An 18,597-nucleotide genomic window follows, 5' to 3' on the forward strand; every position below is an offset into this window, starting at 1 on the left:
CCGTATACCGAGGGGTAGGATCATGCCGACAGAAGAACAAATGTGGGAATCGTTTTACGGCCACAACCTGGGCTACATCCAGGAACAGTATGAATTATATTTGCAGAATCCGGAATCGGTTGCGCAGGAATACCGCGATCTGTTCGCGACGAGGGGCGCTCCTCCGCTGGAAGACACCCGTGCCGCCGGCGCCGCGCCCGCCCGGTTGGACGCTGCGCAGCTGAAGCATGCGGTCGCCGCGGGCAAACTCGTCTGGAACATTCGTACTTACGGCCACCTGGCTGCAGACATCGATCCGCTCGATATCGGGCCGAGGGCGGACACCCGCGTGCTCGAACCCGAAACATACGGCTTGAAGCAAGCGGACCTCGCCGCTTTGCCGGCCGAACTCGTATGGGACGGCGCTCCCGCCGACGTTCGGAACGGCTGGGAAGCCATTCAGAAGCTGCGGGAGGCATATACGGGGACGATCGCTTTCGAATTCGGCCACGTGCACGACGAGAACGAACGCAAATGGCTGAACGATTACGCCGAGAAAACCATTCCCGCACAGAAGCTGAACGCGGAAGAACGCCGCAAGCTGATGACCCGGCTGCTCGAAGCCGAGCAGTTCGAAGACTTCCTCCAGCGGACGTTCGTCGGAGCGAAGCGCTTCTCGGTCGAAGGCAACGACGTGTTGGTCGCGCTTGTGGATGAAATCGTACACGAACTTACGAACGCCGGGGTTGGGCACATCACGATGGGGATGGCGCACCGCGGCCGTCTTAACGTGCTTGCGCACGTGCTTGAAAAGCCGTATTCGAAAATTTTCTCCGAGTTCCATCATTCCACGAACAAGAGCGTGACGCCGTCGGAAGGCTCGATCGGCATGAACTACGGCTGGTCCGGCGACGTGAAATACCATCTGGGCGCCAACCGTTCGATCAAGACCGGCGAGACGGTGGAAACCCGCCTGACGCTGGCGAACAACCCGAGCCACCTGGAATACGTCAATCCGGTCGTACAAGGGTTTGCGAGAGCGGCCCAGGAAGACCGGAGCAAGCCCGGCTACCCGGTTCGCAACGAGGACGCCGCCGCTTCAATCGTCATTCACGGCGACGCCGCTTTCCCGGGCGAAGGCATCGTCTCCGAGACGATGAATCTCGGGCAATTGAACGGGTACCGGATCGGCGGGACGATTCATATTATCGCCAACAACAAGATCGGCTTCACGACGGAGAGCTTCGATTCCCGGTCGACCCACTACGCAAGCGACCCGGCCAAGGGCTACGAAATTCCGATCGTGCACGTCAACGCGGACGATCCGGAAGCTTGCATCGCGGTCGGACGTATGGCTAGCGAGTATCGTCGGCTGTTCAAGAAAGATTTCCTGATCGATCTGATCGGTTACCGCCGGTACGGGCACAACGAGACGGACGATCCCGAGTCGACGCAGCCGCTCATCTACAAGAAGGTCAAAGCGCACCCGACGGTCAGCCGGATTTATGCCGACAAGCTCATCGCGCAAGGCGCTTTCGACGAGCAGCAATACCAGCAAATCAAGGGCCAGGTCGTCGAACGGCTGAAAGCGGCCTACGAAGAGATGAAGCAGCGCGAAGGCCAGGAGGCGGTCCATCAGACGCCGGAGCCGGCCGGCGAAGCGAAGGAAGGTCCGACCGGCGTGCCGCTTAAGGAGCTTCGCGCCATGAACGCCGAGCTGCTGAAATGGCCGGAAGGCTTTAAGGTATATCCGAAGCTGCAGCGCATTCTGGAACGCCGGGCGGACGCGCTGAACGACGGCGAGAAGGTCGAATGGGGCCACGCCGAGACGCTGGCGTTCGCCTCGATTCTGGCCGACGGCACGCCGATCCGGATTACCGGGCAAGACGCCGAACGGGCCACGTTCGCATTCCGCAACCTCGTGCTGCACGATCCGGAGACGGGGGCCGTCTTCTGCCCGCTGCACCGGCTGCCGCAGGCGAAGGCTTCGTTCGCGATTCACAACAGCGCGCTGTCGGAATCGGCGATTCTCGGCTTCGAATACGGCTACAACGTATTCGCGCCGGAGACGATGGTCATCTGGGAAGCCCAGTACGGCGACTTCGCCAACGTAGCGCAAGTGCTCATCGACCAGTTCGTCTCCTCGGGACGTTCGAAATGGGCGGAGAAATCCGGCTTGATCATGCTCCTGCCGCACGGTTACGAAGGCGCGGGACCGGAGCACTCCAGCGCGCGCCTCGAACGGTATTTGCAGCTGTCCGCGGAAGAGAACTGGACCGTCGCGAACTTGACGAGCTCCGCGCAGTACTTCCACCTTCTTCGCCGTCAGGCTTCCCTGCTCGGGACGGACGACGTTCGCCCGCTCGTGCTGATGACGCCGAAGAGCCTGATCCGCAATCCGCGCGCCGCTTCTTCGCCGGAAGAGTTCGAGAAAGGCTCCTTCCGCCCGATTATCGAGCAGAAAGGGCTGGGAGGCAATGTCGAGCGCGTCGAACGCCTGGTGCTTTGCACCGGCAAAGTCGCCATCGATCTGGAGGAAGCGTTGGACAAGGAGGAGCCCGGCCATTGGGATTGGCTGCATATCGTTCGCGTGGAGCAGCTTTACCCGTTCCCGGCTCAGGAGATCGCAGCCGTCCTCGCGCGGTTCCCGAACCTCAAGGAAGTCGTATGGGTGCAGGAAGAGCCTCGCAACATGGGAGCGTGGAGCTTCGTCGAGCCGCGCATCCGCGAGATCGCGCCTTCCGGCGCAGCCGTCCGGTACGTCGGGCGGCCCGACCGTTCGAGTCCGGCAAGCGGCTTCCAGCAAGTTCACGCTTTGGAGCAGCAATTCATCGTTACGCAGTCGTTAAAGCCGAGTCCGACGTTGACTCATAACCTGGGGAGGTAGCAGCAGTGCAACAGATCACAGTACCGGCAATGGGCGAATCGATTACGGAAGGAACTATCGCTAGATGGGCCGTTAAAGTCGGGGATGCGGTGAAGCAGGGGGATCTGCTTCTCGAGCTCGAGACCGACAAGGTCAATCTGGAGATTAGCGCCGAATCCGACGGCGTCATTCAGGAAATTACCCGCCAGGAAGGCGATACGGTCAAAATCGGCGAAGTCGTCGGCGTGATCGCCGAGGGAGCCGGCGCTCCGGCCGCTGCGGCTCCTGCGGCGGCAGCTCCGGCGCCGGCCCCGGCACCGGCACCAGCGGCAAGCGCCCCTGCGGCAGCCGCCCCGGCTCCCGCGGCCGCTGCGCCTGCACCGGCCGCAACGACCGGCGCCGTGCCGCCGGCGAGCCCGGCTGCGCGCAAGCTGGCCCGCGAGCAAGGCATTGACCTGAGCGCGACGCCGTCCCGCGATCCGCTCGGCCGCATCTATCCGGCCGACGTTCGCGCGGCAGGCTCCGCTCCGGCGCCCGCTCCTGCGCCGGCGGCAAGCGCCCCTGCGGCAGCCGCCCCGGCTCCGTTCAATCCGGCGAAGCCGACCGAGCGCATGCGGATGTCCCGCCGCCGCCAGACCATCGCGAAGCGTCTGGTGGAAGCGCAGCATACGGCCGCCATGCTGACGACGTTCAACGAAGTCGACATGAGCGCCATCATCGACGTGCGCAAGCGCCGCAAGGATTCGTTCAGAGAGAAGAACGAAGTCAACCTGGGCTTCATGTCCTTCTTCACCAAAGCCGTCGTCGGCGCGCTGAAGAAGTTCCCGCTGCTGAACGCCGAAATCGACGGCGACGATATCATCGTCAAGAAATTTTTTGACATCGGCATCGCCGTCGCCGCCAAGGAAGGTCTTGTCGTCCCGGTCGTCCGGGACGCGGACAAGCTCGGCTTCGCGGAGATCGAGCGCTCCATCGCCGATCTCGCGGCCAAGGCGCGTTCGAACTCGCTCGGACTGGCCGATCTGCAAGGCGGCACGTTCACGATCACGAACGGCGGCACGTTCGGCTCCTTGCTCTCCACGCCGATCCTGAACGCTCCGCAAGTGGGCATTCTCGGCATGCACAAGATTCAATACCGTCCGGTCGCGATCAACAACAATACGGAAATCGCGATTCGTCCGATGATGTACATCGCGCTCTCGTACGACCACCGCATCGTCGACGGCGCTGAAGCCGTTCAGTTCCTTGTCAAAGTGAAGGAACTGCTCGAAGATCCGGAGACGCTGCTGCTCGAAGGCTGATCGATACGCTAATAAACAGGGTCGCCCCGCGCCGAATACGGCGAAGGCGACCCTGTTTTTTGCTTCCCCCGAGGGAGCGCGTCAATGAGAGGAACAAGGCCTAAAAAAGGCCTTGCTTCGTGCCACATAGCCGGCGCGCAGGCAAACATGGCCCAAAAAGGGCCTTGTTCGAGGCATCGATGCCGGGGAGCGAGCGAACACGGCCTAAAAAAGGCCTTGCTTCGTGCCACATAGCCGGCGCGCAGGCAAACATGGCCCAAAAAGGGCCTTGTTCGAGGCATCGATGCCGGGGAGCGAGCGAACACGGCCTAAAAAAGGCCTTGCTCCGTGCTTCCTGGCCGGCGCGCGGGCAAACATGGCCCAAAAAGGGCCTTGTTCGAGGCATCGATGCCGGGGAGCCAGCCAACAAGGCCCCAAAACCGCCTTGTTGGCAGCCCCCCATGCCGATGATCTCGACGTGGGGAAGACCCAGCTTCCGCCGAATTACTCGGCGATCTCGGCAAATTTGATGCAAACCGGCTTGGAAGCCTTCCACTCGCTTCCGGTCGGCTCGAGCTTGCCCGTCTCCGCGTCGCGGCGGAACGTGACGATGTTGTCGGAGTCGCGGTTGGCGACAAGCACGAAGCGTCCGTCCGGCGACAGCGCGAAGTTGCGGGGATGGCCTCCGAGCGTGGATGCGTGCTCGACGAGCCGAAGCTGACCGCTTGAGGCGTCGACGGCGTAAACCGCCAGGCTGTCGTGCCCGCGGTTGGAGCCGTACAGGAACTTACCGTCCGGCGACAAATGGATGTCCGCACAAGCGTTGTCCCCTTGATAATCTTCCGGGAGCGTCGACACCGTCTGCACGACGTCCAGGCGCCCGTTCTCTGCATCGTAGGCGTAGACGGTGATCGTGCTGTTCAGCTCGTTGATGCCGTATCCGTAAGGCAACGTCGGGTGGAAGACGAAATGCCGCGGCCCCGATCCGGGCGCGATGCTCGTCTCGCTATGACGAATCAGCTTTCGACCCGGCACGTCCAGCTTGTAGACGATCAGCCGGTCGAGCCCCAGATCCGAAGCCACGGCGTACCGATTGGCGCGATCGACGATGACCGAGTGCGCGCGGGCCTGGGTTTGCGCGGGCAGGATGCTGGAGCCTTCGTGCCGGTGGATATCGGCTGTCGGACCGATGCGTCCGTCTTCCAGCAAAGGGTTCAGGCCGATCATCCCGCCGTGGTAGCTCGCGACCATAATGCATTGGCGGGAGCGGTCCAGCGTCAGGTGGCACGTTGTCGCGGGGAGCGTGATCTCCTCGTTCAACCGGCGCATTTTGCCGGCAGCCGGGTCGAATTCGTAAGCGGCGGCACCGCCGCAGCGCTGCCCGTCGGCATTTTTGCTCTCAAGGATGACGTAAATCCGTTTCGCTTCGGCGTCCACATCGAGGAACGTCGGATTTTGCAGGCCGTCCGCCCGATCGAGCGGCTCCAGCTTGCCTTCGTCCGCGTCGAACGCGCAGGCGTATAGCCCGGGCCCGCCCGCGTCCGCATAGGAACCGATAAATGCGAATGTTCTTGTTGCCGCCATAACAGGCGCACCTCCATCTCGTACAAGGGCTGTTCGATTCAGTCTTACATTTTACCACAAAACCGCTCTTAGTCAGCATATCCGATCTCGAGGCGCTTTTCAAAGTCTGTCCGGGCATCAACTTTATCGGTGGGTTTAAAAATGGCCAAAACCGTTTGCCCTTCCGCACGGTCTAATAAGCGAGAGGGGGAGGAGCATGACGACGGAAGAGCTGGTTGCGGCCGTGAGCAACGGCGACGACGAGGCTTTCTGCGCATTGGTTCGCTCGGGGAAGCAGCGGCTGTACCGAATCGCCTATGCGTATCTGAAGAACGAGACCGATGCGCTCGAGGCCGTTCAGGAAGCGACCTGCCGGGCCTAACACCCTTTTTGAAGACAAATTCACCGACGCTTAGGGCGCGATCTACGATACGGCCGAGATGAAAAACAGAGTCGGCGGCTCGGCTTCTACTGCGGAACCGGGCAAGCAAGAGTTCTATTTCTACCTGGATAACAAACCTTACAAACAGCCGCTGACGTTGAAAATTTACTCCTATCCCGCCTATATCCGGCAGTCTTACAGCATCCGCATCTGGTGATCGGTTCGCGCGCCGGGCTATAAACGTACGGGGCGGTCCCGGATAGGGCGCGATCGACCGGTTCGGAGGCCGCCTCGCCGCACACGCGCCAAAGCAGCTCAACGGCTGAGCCTCATCGGCGATTTCCGCCGCAAACACGACAAAGAGGCTCAACAATTGAGCCTCTTTCGTCATTTTCCCCGCCAATGTGCAAAAGAAGCTCAACGATTGAGCCTCTTTAGAGGGGATCCGCCGTATTTTTAGTTTCCGAATAGGCCTGCGCCAACGCGCGCTTCGCCGACTCGGTCGTCGTTCGGGTTACGCTTTGGTCGCCCCGTTGAATTTCTCCAAGTACTGCTCCAGCGTAAGGCCCGACCGATACACCGCTTCGGCGACATCCTTGCCGACGTGGCGCACGTGCCACGGCTCGTAGGTGTAACCGGTAATGTCTTGCTTGCCTTTCGGATAACGGATAATAAATCCGTATTCGTGAGCGTGGGAGGCCAGCCATTTGCCTTCCTTCGTGTCGCCGAACGTCGTCTCGAGCGAGTAGTCCGCGCTGGCGCTGGACACGTCCATAGCCAGTCCCGTCTGATGCTCGCTTTGGCCGGGGTGGGCGCTCGTCCGGTTGGCGACTTCATCGCCCTTCTGCTTCGCGTTGGAATCGAAGATCGCCTTCTGCCTGGCGTACGAGCGATAGCCGGATACCGCTTTAAGCTCGATGCCGTCGTCCTTGGCCCCGGCAAAAAGCTCCTCCAACGCCTTCGCCGCATCCTTGCGCATATACTTCTTCTCGGATTCCCCCGAGAACGAGAATTCGACGTTCGGCACGACCAGATCCGGCGGCGTGTAATCCGACGGCAGGTTGCGCTTTTTATTGACCAGAACGAGCAAGCTGTCTTCGTTGTTCACGACGGCCAGCCCGTCGGCGTTCTTTTCGATCGTGCGATCCGGGGCGTTCTCCCGCAACATGGCGGCGACGCTCTCCGCCAGTCCCGCCGAGTCCCCGGAAGCCGACGTGTCGTCCGGTTCGGCGGAAGGCGCAGCGGGAGCTTCCGCCGACGGCCCCGCAGACGATCCGGCCGAAGCACCGGAATTTTCCGCAGCCGGAGCAGAAGCGGAAGGCGGCTCGGAAGGCGATGCCGCGGGCTGCGTTGCGGCGTTGTCTTCTTTGGCTCCCCATACGTTGTCCCAATTGCCCAACCGGGCAGAACCCCATACGATGACGACGGCTGCGGCGGCGACCGCCAGCAGCTTGGTTCCTTTTGGCATGAATCTCTCTCTCCTCTCTACTCTTTCTGACGCCGAAGAAGAGAGAGAAGTTTCGGATTTTGTCGATTCGGAGCGAACTATTTTTTTAAATGGAGGTATCCGATGAAGGCCTAAGCGAACCCTGGCCGGAGGTCGGGGGCTTTCCCGTGCTCGAGCCGCTGACGCAATCGCTGCAGACGTTGGTACAATGGTGCACAAGAAGAACGAAACGGAGCTGTTGACGATGAGAAAATCGAGCGCGTACGACGCTTGGCTCTTATTGCTGTCGGGGCTGCCGCGCGGCATCACGATATTTGTAGTGGCGGTCGCGGGATTGTGTCTGGGACTGGGACTCGCGGTAGTCGGGATCGGCATCCCGATTCTGGCCGGTACGATGGCCTGGTGCGAGAAGCGGATGAGAGAAGATCAGCTGAACTGGGGCCGGTGGCGCCGCGGGGAGAAAAGAAGGGCGGACGCGGCGCCGGCCGTCGCGGCGGACGGAGAGTTCGCGGAAGACGAAGCGGTTCCCGCGCCCGTCTCCCGATGGAAGAGATGGTTCGCTGCGGTTGTGCGGATCGACGGCTATCGGGCTCTCTTCTACAGTATCTTGCAGTTTCCGATCCGCGTCGTCCTGTTCGTGCCGGCGCTGGCGGTTCCGGCCGCCGTGTTCGGACTGCTGCTGCAGCCCGCCGCTTACAAAGTATCGGTTTTCCTTTACGATTACGAGCTTTACTACAACGGCGATTGGCTCGACATGCTGCTCCCGCCGCTGACCCCGTTCCAGCGATCGCTTGTGGCGGCTGGCGTCGGATTGGTGCTGCTGCTGTTCCTGGCTCCTCTCGTGCGCGGCTTCGGCCGTCTCTACGACGCCTGGGTGCGAAGCTTCGCCGCCCGGCGCCGCGGAGTGACGGCGGCCTTCGCCTCTCCGCCCCCAGCGGAACAATTCGAGACGCAAGCGTCCATTCCGCTTCACTGAACAAAAAAGAACCGGGACTTCCACCGAAGTCCGGTTCTTTTTTTACCCGCAGCGAACGGCCTGCGCGCGGCCCGCCGATCCGTTACATCCACTTCTCGGCCCATTCCTGGATGGAATTCGTCACATTCTCCAGATCGCGGCCTTTCTCGGTCAAATTATATTCAATGCGCACGGGCATCTCGGGATAAACGGTTCGTTTGACGACGCCGAACGATTCGAGCTCCTTCATGCGATCGGTCAACATTTTGTCGCTCATATCGGGGATCTGTTCCTTGATGTCTTTGAACCGTTTCGGACCTCCCATTAACACGCGAATAATGAGACCCGTCCACTTTTTGCCGAGCAGTTCGGCGGCCGATTCGTATTTGGGGCACATTTTGGAATAGTCCATCCGTCTTCCCCCTTTCTGTAACCATCATAGCACAATCGGATTCGAAAAGTAAGAAGGAACAATACTTTTTTTTATAACTTGACAAAAGTAAGAAGATTAAATTAGTATTGTAGCCGAGCAAGTCAAATAGAAAATACAGAAGGGTGTGGAGCCTAATGGATTTAGGCTTGCTTATTTTGCGTGTGGTGATCGGAGCTTTGTTCGCGGGTCATGCCATGCAGAAGCTGGCGGGCTGGTTCGGCGGATATGGGCTGAAGGGAACGGCGGGGTACTTCGATTCGATCGGAATCAAGCCCGGATACTTGATGACCTTGCTGGCCGGACTGGCGGAATTGGCCGGGGGGGTATTGTTCGCTTTCGGGTTCCTGACGTGGGCCGGGGCCGCTCTGATCATTCTGACGATGCTGATCGCCGTCTTTAAAGTCCACGGCCGCAACGGGCTGTGGGCAACGAGCGGCGGCTACGAATACAATCTGGTTCTGATCGTCGTCGCGCTGGCTGTCGCGCTGACCGGCCCGGGGGATTATTCGCTGGACGCTGCGTGGTTCAACTAAGCGGGACGTCCGAAGGAGGGCATTCATAGATGATCCGCATTCAAAAAGCCGAAGACCGCCATCATGCCGACCATGGCTGGCTCAAGTCCAGCTTCTCCTATTCGTTCGCCGATTATTACGATCCGCAATATTTGCAATTCGGACCGATGCGGGTGCTGAACGACGATTGGATTGCGCCTGCCGCAGGCTTCGGCATGCATCCGCACCGCGAGATGGAGATCGTGACGCTGGTGCTGAGCGGCTTGCTGGAGCATCGGGACAGCTTGGGCAACCGGGCGGTAACGACGTGGGGCGAAGTGCAGCGGATGTCGGCCGGCACCGGGGTGTACCATTCCGAGTACAACGCATCCGAGACCGAACCGCTGAAATTGCTGCAAATGTGGTTCCAGCCCGCCGAGCGGGGCCTGGAGCCTTCCTACGAGACGACCCGGTTCGATCCCGCCTCGCTTCGAGGCCGCTGGGTGCCGATTGCATCCGTCTCTCCGGAAGCGGGCCGAGTTGCGCATGTCCATCAGGACATGACGATCTACCTGACCGAGCTGGAGGCGGGAACTCGGGCGGAATTCCGGCAGGAAGCGGGACGCCGGATGTTCTTGTTCGTCGTGGAGGGAGAGATCCGGCTGAACGGCACCGAGAGCCTCGGCCGCAGAGACGCCGCGCGTATCGAGGGCGAGACGGAGCTTGCTCTCGAATCCGGCTCCGGCGCTACCGTTATGCTGATCGATTTGCCTTAACTTCGACCGCCGCGTTCCCGATCGGGAGCGCGGCGGTTTTAGGTTGCGCGGACGGCTCCGTCGGCACGGCGCGCCCGCTTCCTTCAGGCTCGCACCAGCGCCAAGCCGGCGAGGAGCAGCGCGAGAGCCGCCATCTGCAGGCGCGTCAGCCTCTCGCGGTAGAGCAGCAGCGAGCCGATGGCGACGACGAGGCTGTTCGTCGCGAAGATCGGGGCGATCAGATGCGACGGTCCGATCGCCAGCGCGGCGGCGTACAACTGAAGGCCGCCGTAGGAGCATACGCCGGCGGCGAGCCCCCAGAGCAGGCCGACGGTGCGGGACGAGCGGGCGGGAGAGGCGGCAACGGCGGCAGCGGGCCGCTCCGGATTCGCCGCCTCGTCGCGCGGCAGCTCCGCGAGCCATGCGCTTCGCCGCTCGAGCCGCGCGGCGAGGGCGAACCAAATCCACGACAGCAGGTAGCCGGCCCACAACACCGAGGTGTTGTCCAAACCGAGCGATTCCGTCACCTTCAGGCCGCCGTTGCGGAACACGAACAACAGCGTCGCCGCCGTGACGAGCCCGTACCATTTATTGCTTCGGATCGCCAAAGAGCTTTCCGATTTGACCGAGAGCAGAACGACGCCGGCCACCAGGCTGACGATTCCCGCCAGCGCGGCGGGATGAACGGGCTCGCCGTACCAGAGGGCGCCCATGGCGACGACGAACAGAATGTTGGCGTTCGTCAGCGGGGATGTCAGACTGGCCGGCCCGTAGTCGAGCGCGCGCATGAACAGCAAGTTGCCCCAAGCGGAACCGAGTCCGACGAGCGCGCCCCAAGCCCACACGCGCCAGTCGAGCGGGTCCCAGCTGTCCGCGAGCAGCGCCTGCGCCCAGAAGCCCAGCGTGCCGGCCGTATACAATCCCAGCAGCAAAGAGGACAGCGCCCCGCCCCGCATCTGGCTGACCTTCATGAGAAAGCCCGCCAGACCGAAGACGAACGCGCTGCCCAGAGCGGTTAGAAACCAGTGCAAGCGTCAAGCACTCTCCTTAAGCCAATCCTTCGGGGGCGTTCGGCCGCAGCAGGGCGTTCTGCTTCTCCTCCTGCTGGCGAAGGAACTGGCGCCCGTATTCGCCGTGCGGGTGAATTGAAGCGTGCTCCATCTGAATCGTCGAGTGGGCGATGCCGTATTTCTTCTGCAGCACTTCGTTGACGGCCAGAATAATGCAGAACGGTTGAATGTCCTCTCGTACGAACATATGGGCCGTCAGCGAATAATGGTCGGACGAGATCGCCCACAGATGCATTTCGTGCACGTCCTCGACGCCTTCCACCTTCCGCAGGTCGGCGCGAATTTCGTCCAGATTGAACTTCTCCGGCACGGACTCCATCAGAATGAGCACGGACTCGCGCAGAATGCGCGCGCCCCCGACGAAGATGATGCCGCCGATGACGATGCTGATCAGCGGATCGAAAAACATCAGATCGGTAAAATAAATAATGATCGCGGACACGATGACGCCGGCCGAGCTGAGCAGGTCCCCGATGAAATGCCATAGCGCGCTCTGCACGTTCAGGTTCTCTTCTTCGTGATGGCTGCGGCTCAGCACGATCGTCAGAACGAGATTGACGACGAACCCGATCGAGGCGATGACGAGCATAAGGCCGAATTCGATGTCGACCGGATGAATGAACCGGTCGATCCCTTCGACGAAGATGCCGATCGAGATGACGCACAGCGCCAGGCCGTTCAAGAAGGAAGCGATAATTTCGAAACGAAGGAAGCCGAAGGTGTATTTGGCGTTCGGCGGACGGGTCGCCAGATAGATGGCGGTCATCGACAGCCCCAGCGCGATGACGTCCGACACCATATGGGCGGAATCGGACAGCAGCGCGAGCGAATGGGACATCAAGCCGCCGACGATCTCCACGATCGTGAAGAACAGGGTCAATATCAAGGTAATCCACAGAGCCCGCTTGGAGCTTGTCTGCTCCTTTACGTGGCCGAGATGGTGGAAATCGTACGCGGGTTTGGCCCGGTAATTCATCAAGCTCACACTCCCCTTGCTGCTTTTGGTAATCATCATATCACGGGAAAGGGGAAGAGGGGAGCGGATTTCATCGCGAAATGTCGAGAGGTTTTTGTCATACAAATGAAATATAGCTGTTACGTCCCTGTCTTACGCGGCGGGTACAATGACTAGCAAGACCCCCTTTTTCATATTTTGAAGAGCCCTTCAGCGGTGAAGGGCTCCTTTTTTTCGGGGGCTTTTGTCACAGTTCCACGACGATTTTCTTCTTCTGCCGGTAGTATACCCAGCGGGAGAATCCGATCTCCTTGAGCCGGCTCCGGACCTGCTCCCATTCGTCGCCGACCCGGCTCGGGACGTGGGCGTCCGACCCGAACGTGACGTCGACGCCGAAATGCAGCGCCCGCTCCAGTATCGCGTCGGAAGGATACCAGCCGCCGACGTCCTTCGTTTTGCCGCTCGTATTGATCTCGATGGCGATATCTTCTTCGGCGACCGCCTTCAGCGCTTCGTCGATCTCCTTCTCCGCGCCGGGAATGTCGGAGAACGCCGGATAGTAGCCCTTCATCGCGTCGATATGGCCGAGCACCTGGAACAGCCCGGTGCGGGCGGATTGGCGGATCAACTCGTAATAGTGCCTTTTCTCGTCGGTATGGAGCGATTTGTCCAATTTTTTCCACCGGTTGCGGTTGAAAATGCTGATTCCGCGGGTTTGATGGACGGAACCGATAATGTAATCGAACGGATAGGAAGCGTACTCGTCGCGGTACACTTCAAGATGTTCGGGGAAGAAGTCCGATTCGACGCCGAGCAGCACTTCGATCTTGTCCCGGTAGCGCTCCTTGAGCCGGAGAACCTCTTCGACGTAGCGGGCAAATTCGCTTCGGGCCATGGCGATTCCGGGATTCGGATGGTCCTCCTCGTGCGCGAAGTAGGGCGAATGATCGGAGATGCCGATTGCGGTCAATCCGGCTTCGATGGCGGCCCGGATGTAATCCTCGATGCTGCCCTCCGCATGCCCGCAGCGGACATGGTGCGTGTGCAGATCAAATTTGTCCATGGTTGTATCCTCCTCTGGCGCTCTACCGGCTGCTTGACGCGGCTGCGCTATTCGCTTCCGATGAATTGATCTTCGGGCATGCCTTTCAAATCGTTCAGAAATTGCCGCATGGCGCTGTTCTTGTACCGGCCCGACTTGGTCATGACGCCGACCGGATGGCTCACTTCCAGCTCGCGGACGGGAATCATCTTCAAAGTGCCCCGCCTCAGCTCGCTCGCGATCGACAGCTTGGAGACGACGGCCGCGCCGAGGTTCAATTCCGCCATCCGCTTGACTTCTTCGCTGCTGCTCAGCTCCATGGCCAGGTTCGGCTGCATCTGGTGCTCCTGGAAGACGCGATCGACGAATCGGCGTCCCTGCGTATCCGGGGAGAGCAGAATCATCGGCACGTCCTTCAACATGTCCAGCGTGACCCGTTCGGCCTTCGCCAGCGGGTGCTCCGGAGAGACGACCAGCTCGAACGTGTCGTAATAGAGCACCGACGTCTCCACGTGCGGGCTTCGTTCGGTCAGGTAGCCGATGCCGATGTCGACCGTGCCGTTCTCCACGCTGGCCAGCACCTGCGACGAGGACATGGACAGAATGGACGTCTTGATGAGCGGGAACTGGTTCTGGAAGTACGACAGCACCCGGGGCAAAATCTGAATGGCGATCGATGTCGTCGTGCCGAGCGAGATATGTCCTTGGGGCGTCTGGTCCAGATCCGTCAGCTTCTGCTTCAGCTCCTCCACGATGGCCAAGATTCGCTCCGCGTGCTCCAAGAAAACTTTGCCCCGATCCGTAAGCGCGACGGGATGATTGCGGTCGACCAGCACGACCTTGAATTCGTCTTCCAAACTTTTGATTTGAGCGGAGACGGCGGGCTGGGTCAAGTTGAGCATCTCGCCCGCCTTGCGGAAACTGAGCGTTTTGGAGATCGTCAGCAGCGTCTCCAACTGGCTAATGTTCAACGAACCGCCTCCTTATACAAATTATTTATCACATTAAATTTAAGAGATAAAAATCCTTTTCTTACTACTTTATTATAGGCCATTTGTTCGGCCGGAGCAAAAGCGCTTTAACGGATTGATCTTTGCTCAAATTTGAGTATAATGGCAAATGTGTATTCAAATTTGAGTATCGGATTGCTTCGAATCCGGAAAGGATGTATCAATGGACGCGAAGAAAAGCAACGTTCGCCTCGTCGTCGCGGGTCTGCTGCTCGGCCTGTTCATGGCGGCGCTCGATCAGACGATCGTCTCCACGGCGATGACGCGAATTATCGAGAAGCTCGGAGGACTGGACAAATTCGTCTGGGTATACTCCGCCTACATGATCGCGATGGTCGTCTCCACCCCGATCTTCGGCAAGCTGTCCGACATGTACGGGCGCAAACGGTTTTTCCTCACGGGAACCGCGCTGTTCATGGCGGGTTCCATTCTGTGCGGCACGGCGCAGAACATGGATCAGCTCATCGTTTACCGCGCCATTCAGGGCATCGGCGGCGGCGCCCTGATGCCGATCGTATTCACCATCATCTTCGACTTGTTCCCGCAGGAGAAGCGCGGCAAGATGATGGGGTTGTTCGGCGCCGTCTTCGGCTTGTCGAGCGTGTTCGGCCCGATTCTGGGCGCCACGATCACGGACAATATCAGCTGGCGCTGGATTTTCTACATCAACGTGCCGATCGGCATTTTGTCGTTCCTGTTCATCGTTCGGGGCTATCACGAATCGGCGAGCCGGCGCAAACAGAACATCGACTGGCTCGGCGCCATTCTGCTCGCCGCCTCGATTCTGTTCTTCATGTTCGCGCTGGAGCTGGGCGGGACGGACGGCTGGGCTTGGGGCTCCTGGAAAATCGTCTCGTTCTTCGTTGCGGCCGGCGTTCTGCTCGCGGGCTTCCTGCTCGCGGAGGCGCGGGCGAAGGACCCGGTCGTCGCGCTCGGACTGTTCAAGAAGCGGCTGTTCACCAGCAGCATGATGATCAGCTTCCTGTACGGGGGCGTCATGATCGCCGCCGCCACGTATATTCCGCTGTTCATCCAGGGCGTCTTCCACAAGACCGCCACGCAGACGAGCACCGTTCTGATCCCGATGATGCTGGCGAACGTCGTCAGCGCCCAGATCGGGGGCCGGGTCGCCACCAAGTTCCCGTTCCGCAACTCGATGGTCGCTTCGGCGCTTGTGCTGCTGGCCGGCTGCGCGCTGCTCGGCTTCGCCATGGATCTGTCGTCGAGCCGGCTCGCCATCGGACTGTTCATGATCGTCGTCGGCCTCGGCATGGGCGTCTCGTTCTCGCTGCTCAACATTTCGACGCTCAGCTCGGTGCCGCCGCAATACAAAGGCTCGGCTTCGTCGCTGATTACCTTCTTCCGCACGATCGGTTCCGCTATCGGCGTCACCGTGTTCGGCGTGCTGCAGAAGAACGACTTCCAGTCCGCGGTCAAGGCGCTGCCCGGCGCGAGCCCGGAGATGGCGGAACGGATCAAAAGCGGCCAGGCGCTGCTCGATCCCGCCGTCCAAGCGAAGATGGGCATCCCGGCCGACGTGCTGAATACGCTGCTGGCGAAGCTGGGCGACTCCATTATTTATGTTTTCCAATGGTCGGTTCTGCTGCCGGCGGTTGCGCTCGTGTTCGCGCTGCTTATGGGGAAAGCCCGGCTCTCGGCTGCGCAAGGCGCCCCGCAGGGATCGCAGGCGGGCGGCCGCGGCTCGCACGGCGGCGAGCCTTCCGGCCAGGCCGAGCCGACGCCCGGGAGTTGAGCCGGCATGTCGATGAAGCTTATGGTGCTCGGCCTGCTCATGGAGCAGGACCGCCATCCGTACGAGATGCGGCAGGTCATCCAAAACCGCAATTGGGATCATGCCTTCAAGCTGCGCGACGGTTCGCTCTATTACGCCGTTGACCAGCTGCGGGAGAGCGGCCTGATCGAGACGGTCGAAGTCGTCCCCGTTCCGGGGGAGAACCGTCCGGACAAAACGATCTACCGCATTACCGAAGCGGGGCGGGAGCGGTTCATGGAACTGTTCTACGCGCAGCTTGAGCAGCCGGCCCACCCGCAGCATCCGATGATGATGGCGATGCCGTTCCTCCGGCACGGCAGTCAGGCGTTGATCGCGGAGATTGCGGAGCGGCAGCTCGAGGCGTGCAGAGCCCGCATCGAGAAGCTCGAACGGACGATCCGCGAACGCGGAGAGAAGATGCCGAGCAGCACCCGCAGGATGCTGGCAGGCATGGTGCTGTACGCCAAGGCGGAGGAAGAATGGCTGCTGGAGACGGTCGCCGAAGCGAAATCCGGACGGTACGCGGAGTACAGGGACGAGGAAGGGCAGTGGCGCCGGAAGGATACAAATAGTTGAAGCGGCGGATTTGTTGGCCGGACTGGCCGACGGCCAGAAGCGGCTGCTGGCCAGGTTTGCGCTGTAGGCGCTTTTGATTAAATCTCTGTAAAGCCCGGCAACGCCGGAGGAAACCGTTCGTCTCCGTCGAAAGAGGTTGGCATAACCTATTGAGAAGAGGGGCGATGGCGTGCAGGACGAACGCAAGTCCGTTCGGGCTTGGATCATGTACGATTGGGCCAATTCGGCTTTTGCGACGACGATAATGGCGGCGGTGATGCCGACCTTCTACGGCAGCGTCGCGGCGTCGGGGCTCGAAGGCAGGGCGAGCGCGTATTGGGGCTTCACCCAGACGACGGCGGCGGTTCTGGTGGCGGTGCTGTCCCCGCTGCTGGGCGCTATTGCCGATCATACGGGCAGCAAGAAAAAATTTCTGCGCTTTTTCACATGGACGGGGGCGCTGGCGAGCGCCGCGATGCTGGGAATCGGCGAAGGGGACTGGCTGCTCGCCTCCATCCTCGTCGTGATCGGCATGATCGGCTTCGGCGCGGGCAACACGTTCTACGACGCCTTGCTGAACGACGTGGCCTCTCCCGCCCGGAGGGAGCGGGTGAGCGCGCAAGGCTACGCCATAGGCTATCTCGGGGGCGGCGTGCTGCTCATCGTCAATCTGGCATTTATCCTGTATCCGTCCGCGTTCGGCATTCCCGATCAAGCGATGGCCTCCCGAATTTCCTTTCTGACGGTCGGCATCTGGTGGATTGTCTTCTCCCTCCCGCTGTTCCGGAGGGTGAAGGAGGCTCCTGCCGAGTCGGTTTTGGGCGGCGCCAAGGAGATGTTTAAGGCGGGGGCCGGCAGGCTGCGGGGCACGCTGCTCGGCATCAGGCGGTACCCCGAGCTGTTCAAATTCATGCTGGCGTACTGGTTTTTCTTCGACGGAATCAACACCGTCATCGTCATGGCGACCAGCTACGGCACCGACATCGGCATCAAGCAGCAGAGCCTGATCGCCGCGCTGCTGCTCACCCAGATCATCGGCTTCCCGGCGACTTGGCTGTTCGGCAAGCTGGCGGACCGGCTGGGGGGCTTCAAAATGCTGTATGTCTCGCTTGTCGGCTACATCGTCATCGTCGTGCTCGGCTACTTCATGGAGACGGCGCTTCATTTTTATATTTTGGCCGTGATGGTCGGCCTTGTGCAGGGAGGCGCGCAGTCGACGTCCCGAGCGATCTACAGCCGCATGATTCCGCAGGGGCGGACGGCGGAATTCAACGGCTTCCTCAGCTTCTCCAGCCGCTTCTTCTCGCTGCTGGGCCCGCTTGTGTTCGGCATCGTCGGCCTCGCGACCGGCTCCAGCCGGCCGGCGCTGCTCGCGATCGCCGCCTTCTTCGTGATCGGCATCGCGCTGCTGGCGCTGGTCAATTACAAGAAGGGCTGCGAGGAGGCGCTGACGCCCTGCGGACCGCACGCCGGTCCGGATAGCGGCTTTCGGGCCTAGAGAATCCGCTTGCAAAATCGGGAAGTCCGATTCTTGACAAGCGTCGCGCGGCGCGGTTCGGCAGTCTTGAAGGCGCAAGGAAAACCCGTTCTTTTTTCGTTCGGAATGAAGGAGAAATTTGGCGCAAATAGGCGAAACGGCGCGAATGGATGATCCGCAGGACCCACCGCTCCCGGAAAAAAGTGTATACTTGTCCGCAATAATTAGGGCTTGCTGAACAAGATCAATTTAAGCTGCTCCCAACGCATGAGCCTAGACCGTGATTTTCTTTGCGGTTTTCATGCAAAAAATCGGACGGAACGCAATGAATCTGAAAAAAGAGAAAAAAAGAACCCGCAGTCGCCGTTCCAGGTTCATAACCAGAAACTGGATAGCGATGACAGTTAAACTTGTATGAGCACCGCGGGAGCAAATTCGGCCCAAACCCAACTTGCGTTTGCCTTCGCCGAACTTTCCTTCGATCGCATTGCGCTGTGCAGCGTCTTGCTTCTCTTGCTTTCGATCATCGGCGTCACGTTGTTCTTTGGATGGCCTGCCAAGCT

Annotated in this window: 18 protein-coding genes; 10 read left to right on the forward strand and 8 right to left on the reverse strand. The window is 60.5% G+C overall.

Going from position 1 to position 18,597, the window contains the following annotated elements; translation table 11 throughout:
- The first annotated feature begins 22 nt into the window (after positions 1 to 22).
- Both G485_RS0109500 and odhB read left to right on the forward strand, forming a co-directional pair.
- On the forward strand, positions 23 to 2,866 hold the full coding sequence (locus G485_RS0109500; protein WP_027092376.1) for a 2-oxoglutarate dehydrogenase E1 component: 2,844 nt from the start codon (positions 23 to 25) through the stop codon (positions 2,864 to 2,866).
- 5 nt (positions 2,867 to 2,871) lie between these two features.
- Positions 2,872 to 4,146 carry a 2-oxoglutarate dehydrogenase complex dihydrolipoyllysine-residue succinyltransferase gene (gene odhB / locus G485_RS0109505; protein WP_027092377.1) on the forward strand — a complete coding sequence of 425 codons (1,275 nt, stop codon included), beginning with the start codon at positions 2,872 to 2,874 and terminating at the stop codon, positions 4,144 to 4,146.
- A gap of 483 nt (positions 4,147 to 4,629) precedes the next feature.
- On the opposite strand, the gene G485_RS0109510 is transcribed toward odhB, so the two are convergent.
- On the reverse strand, positions 4,630 to 5,709 hold the full coding sequence (locus G485_RS0109510; RefSeq protein WP_027092378.1) for a lactonase family protein: 1,080 nt from the start codon (positions 5,707 to 5,709) through the stop codon (positions 4,630 to 4,632).
- A 196-nt stretch (positions 5,710 to 5,905) separates the two neighbouring features.
- On the opposite strand from G485_RS0109510, the gene G485_RS29825 reads away from it, so the two are divergent.
- Positions 5,906 to 6,070, forward strand: coding sequence for a sigma factor (locus G485_RS29825; RefSeq protein WP_156922230.1), 165 nt, complete (start codon positions 5,906 to 5,908; stop codon positions 6,068 to 6,070).
- 58 nt (positions 6,071 to 6,128) lie between these two features.
- Positions 6,129 to 6,287, forward strand: coding sequence for a hypothetical protein (locus G485_RS29830; protein ID WP_156922232.1), 159 nt, complete (start codon positions 6,129 to 6,131; stop codon positions 6,285 to 6,287).
- A 297-nt stretch (positions 6,288 to 6,584) separates the two neighbouring features.
- Here G485_RS29830 and G485_RS0109525 read toward each other — a convergent pair whose 3' ends face one another.
- Entirely contained in the window at positions 6,585 to 7,538 is a 954-nt protein-coding gene (locus G485_RS0109525; RefSeq protein WP_027092379.1) for a M15 family metallopeptidase, read from the reverse strand.
- A 223-nt stretch (positions 7,539 to 7,761) separates the two neighbouring features.
- Here G485_RS0109525 and G485_RS0109530 point away from each other — a divergent pair, with 223 nt between their 5' ends.
- On the forward strand, positions 7,762 to 8,493 hold the full coding sequence (locus tag G485_RS0109530; RefSeq protein WP_169732303.1) for a sensor domain-containing protein: 732 nt from the start codon (positions 7,762 to 7,764) through the stop codon (positions 8,491 to 8,493).
- An 82-nt stretch (positions 8,494 to 8,575) separates the two neighbouring features.
- On the opposite strand, the gene G485_RS0109535 is transcribed toward G485_RS0109530, so the two are convergent.
- Complete coding sequence (locus tag G485_RS0109535; RefSeq protein ID WP_027092381.1) at positions 8,576 to 8,884, reverse strand: winged helix-turn-helix transcriptional regulator; 309 nt, start codon at positions 8,882 to 8,884, stop codon at positions 8,576 to 8,578.
- A 155-nt stretch (positions 8,885 to 9,039) separates the two neighbouring features.
- Here G485_RS0109535 and G485_RS0109540 point away from each other — a divergent pair, with 155 nt between their 5' ends.
- Positions 9,040 to 9,438 (forward strand): DoxX family protein, encoded by a 399-nt coding sequence (locus G485_RS0109540; protein ID WP_027092382.1) that lies wholly within the window; start codon positions 9,040 to 9,042, stop codon positions 9,436 to 9,438.
- Between the two features lie 29 nt (positions 9,439 to 9,467).
- On the forward strand, positions 9,468 to 10,172 hold the full coding sequence (locus G485_RS0109545) for a pirin family protein (RefSeq protein ID WP_027092383.1): 705 nt from the start codon (positions 9,468 to 9,470) through the stop codon (positions 10,170 to 10,172).
- 83 nt (positions 10,173 to 10,255) lie between these two features.
- On the opposite strand, the gene G485_RS0109550 is transcribed toward G485_RS0109545, so the two are convergent.
- From G485_RS0109550 to G485_RS0109565, 4 genes are all read right to left on the reverse strand, one after another.
- Complete coding sequence (locus G485_RS0109550) at positions 10,256 to 11,182, reverse strand: DMT family transporter (RefSeq protein WP_027092384.1); 927 nt, start codon at positions 11,180 to 11,182, stop codon at positions 10,256 to 10,258.
- A gap of 16 nt (positions 11,183 to 11,198) precedes the next feature.
- Positions 11,199 to 12,197 (reverse strand): cation diffusion facilitator family transporter, encoded by a 999-nt coding sequence (locus tag G485_RS25775; RefSeq protein ID WP_051318138.1) that lies wholly within the window; start codon positions 12,195 to 12,197, stop codon positions 11,199 to 11,201.
- 226 nt (positions 12,198 to 12,423) lie between these two features.
- Positions 12,424 to 13,239 (reverse strand): histidinol-phosphatase, encoded by an 816-nt coding sequence (locus G485_RS0109560; RefSeq protein ID WP_027092385.1) that lies wholly within the window; start codon positions 13,237 to 13,239, stop codon positions 12,424 to 12,426.
- Between the two features lie 47 nt (positions 13,240 to 13,286).
- The gene (locus tag G485_RS0109565; protein WP_027092386.1) at positions 13,287 to 14,189 is read right to left on the reverse strand and encodes a LysR family transcriptional regulator; all 903 of its coding nucleotides are present in this window, start codon (positions 14,187 to 14,189) and stop codon (positions 13,287 to 13,289) included.
- A 202-nt stretch (positions 14,190 to 14,391) separates the two neighbouring features.
- Here G485_RS0109565 and G485_RS25780 point away from each other — a divergent pair, with 202 nt between their 5' ends.
- The 3 genes from G485_RS25780 to G485_RS25790 all read left to right on the forward strand — a co-directional run bounded on the left by G485_RS25780 (position 14,392) and on the right by G485_RS25790 (position 18,055).
- Positions 14,392 to 15,981, forward strand: coding sequence for an MDR family MFS transporter (locus G485_RS25780; RefSeq protein ID WP_035155483.1), 1,590 nt, complete (start codon positions 14,392 to 14,394; stop codon positions 15,979 to 15,981).
- 6 nt (positions 15,982 to 15,987) lie between these two features.
- Positions 15,988 to 16,578: a PadR family transcriptional regulator gene (locus tag G485_RS25785; protein ID WP_051318139.1), complete on the forward strand. Its 591-nt coding sequence runs from the start codon at positions 15,988 to 15,990 to the stop codon at positions 16,576 to 16,578.
- A gap of 169 nt (positions 16,579 to 16,747) precedes the next feature.
- The gene (locus G485_RS25790) at positions 16,748 to 18,055 is read left to right on the forward strand and encodes an MFS transporter (protein WP_084423224.1); all 1,308 of its coding nucleotides are present in this window, start codon (positions 16,748 to 16,750) and stop codon (positions 18,053 to 18,055) included.
- Positions 18,056 to 18,307: 252 nt separating this feature from the next.
- On the opposite strand, the gene G485_RS25795 is transcribed toward G485_RS25790, so the two are convergent.
- A partial coding sequence (locus G485_RS25795; RefSeq protein WP_156922089.1) for a transposase occupies positions 18,308 to 18,597 on the reverse strand: 290 nt, incomplete at its 5' end.

This window comes from Cohnella thermotolerans DSM 17683 (assembly GCF_000429825.1).
GTDB classification, from domain to species: Bacteria; Bacillota; Bacilli; order Paenibacillales; family Paenibacillaceae; genus Cohnella; species Cohnella thermotolerans.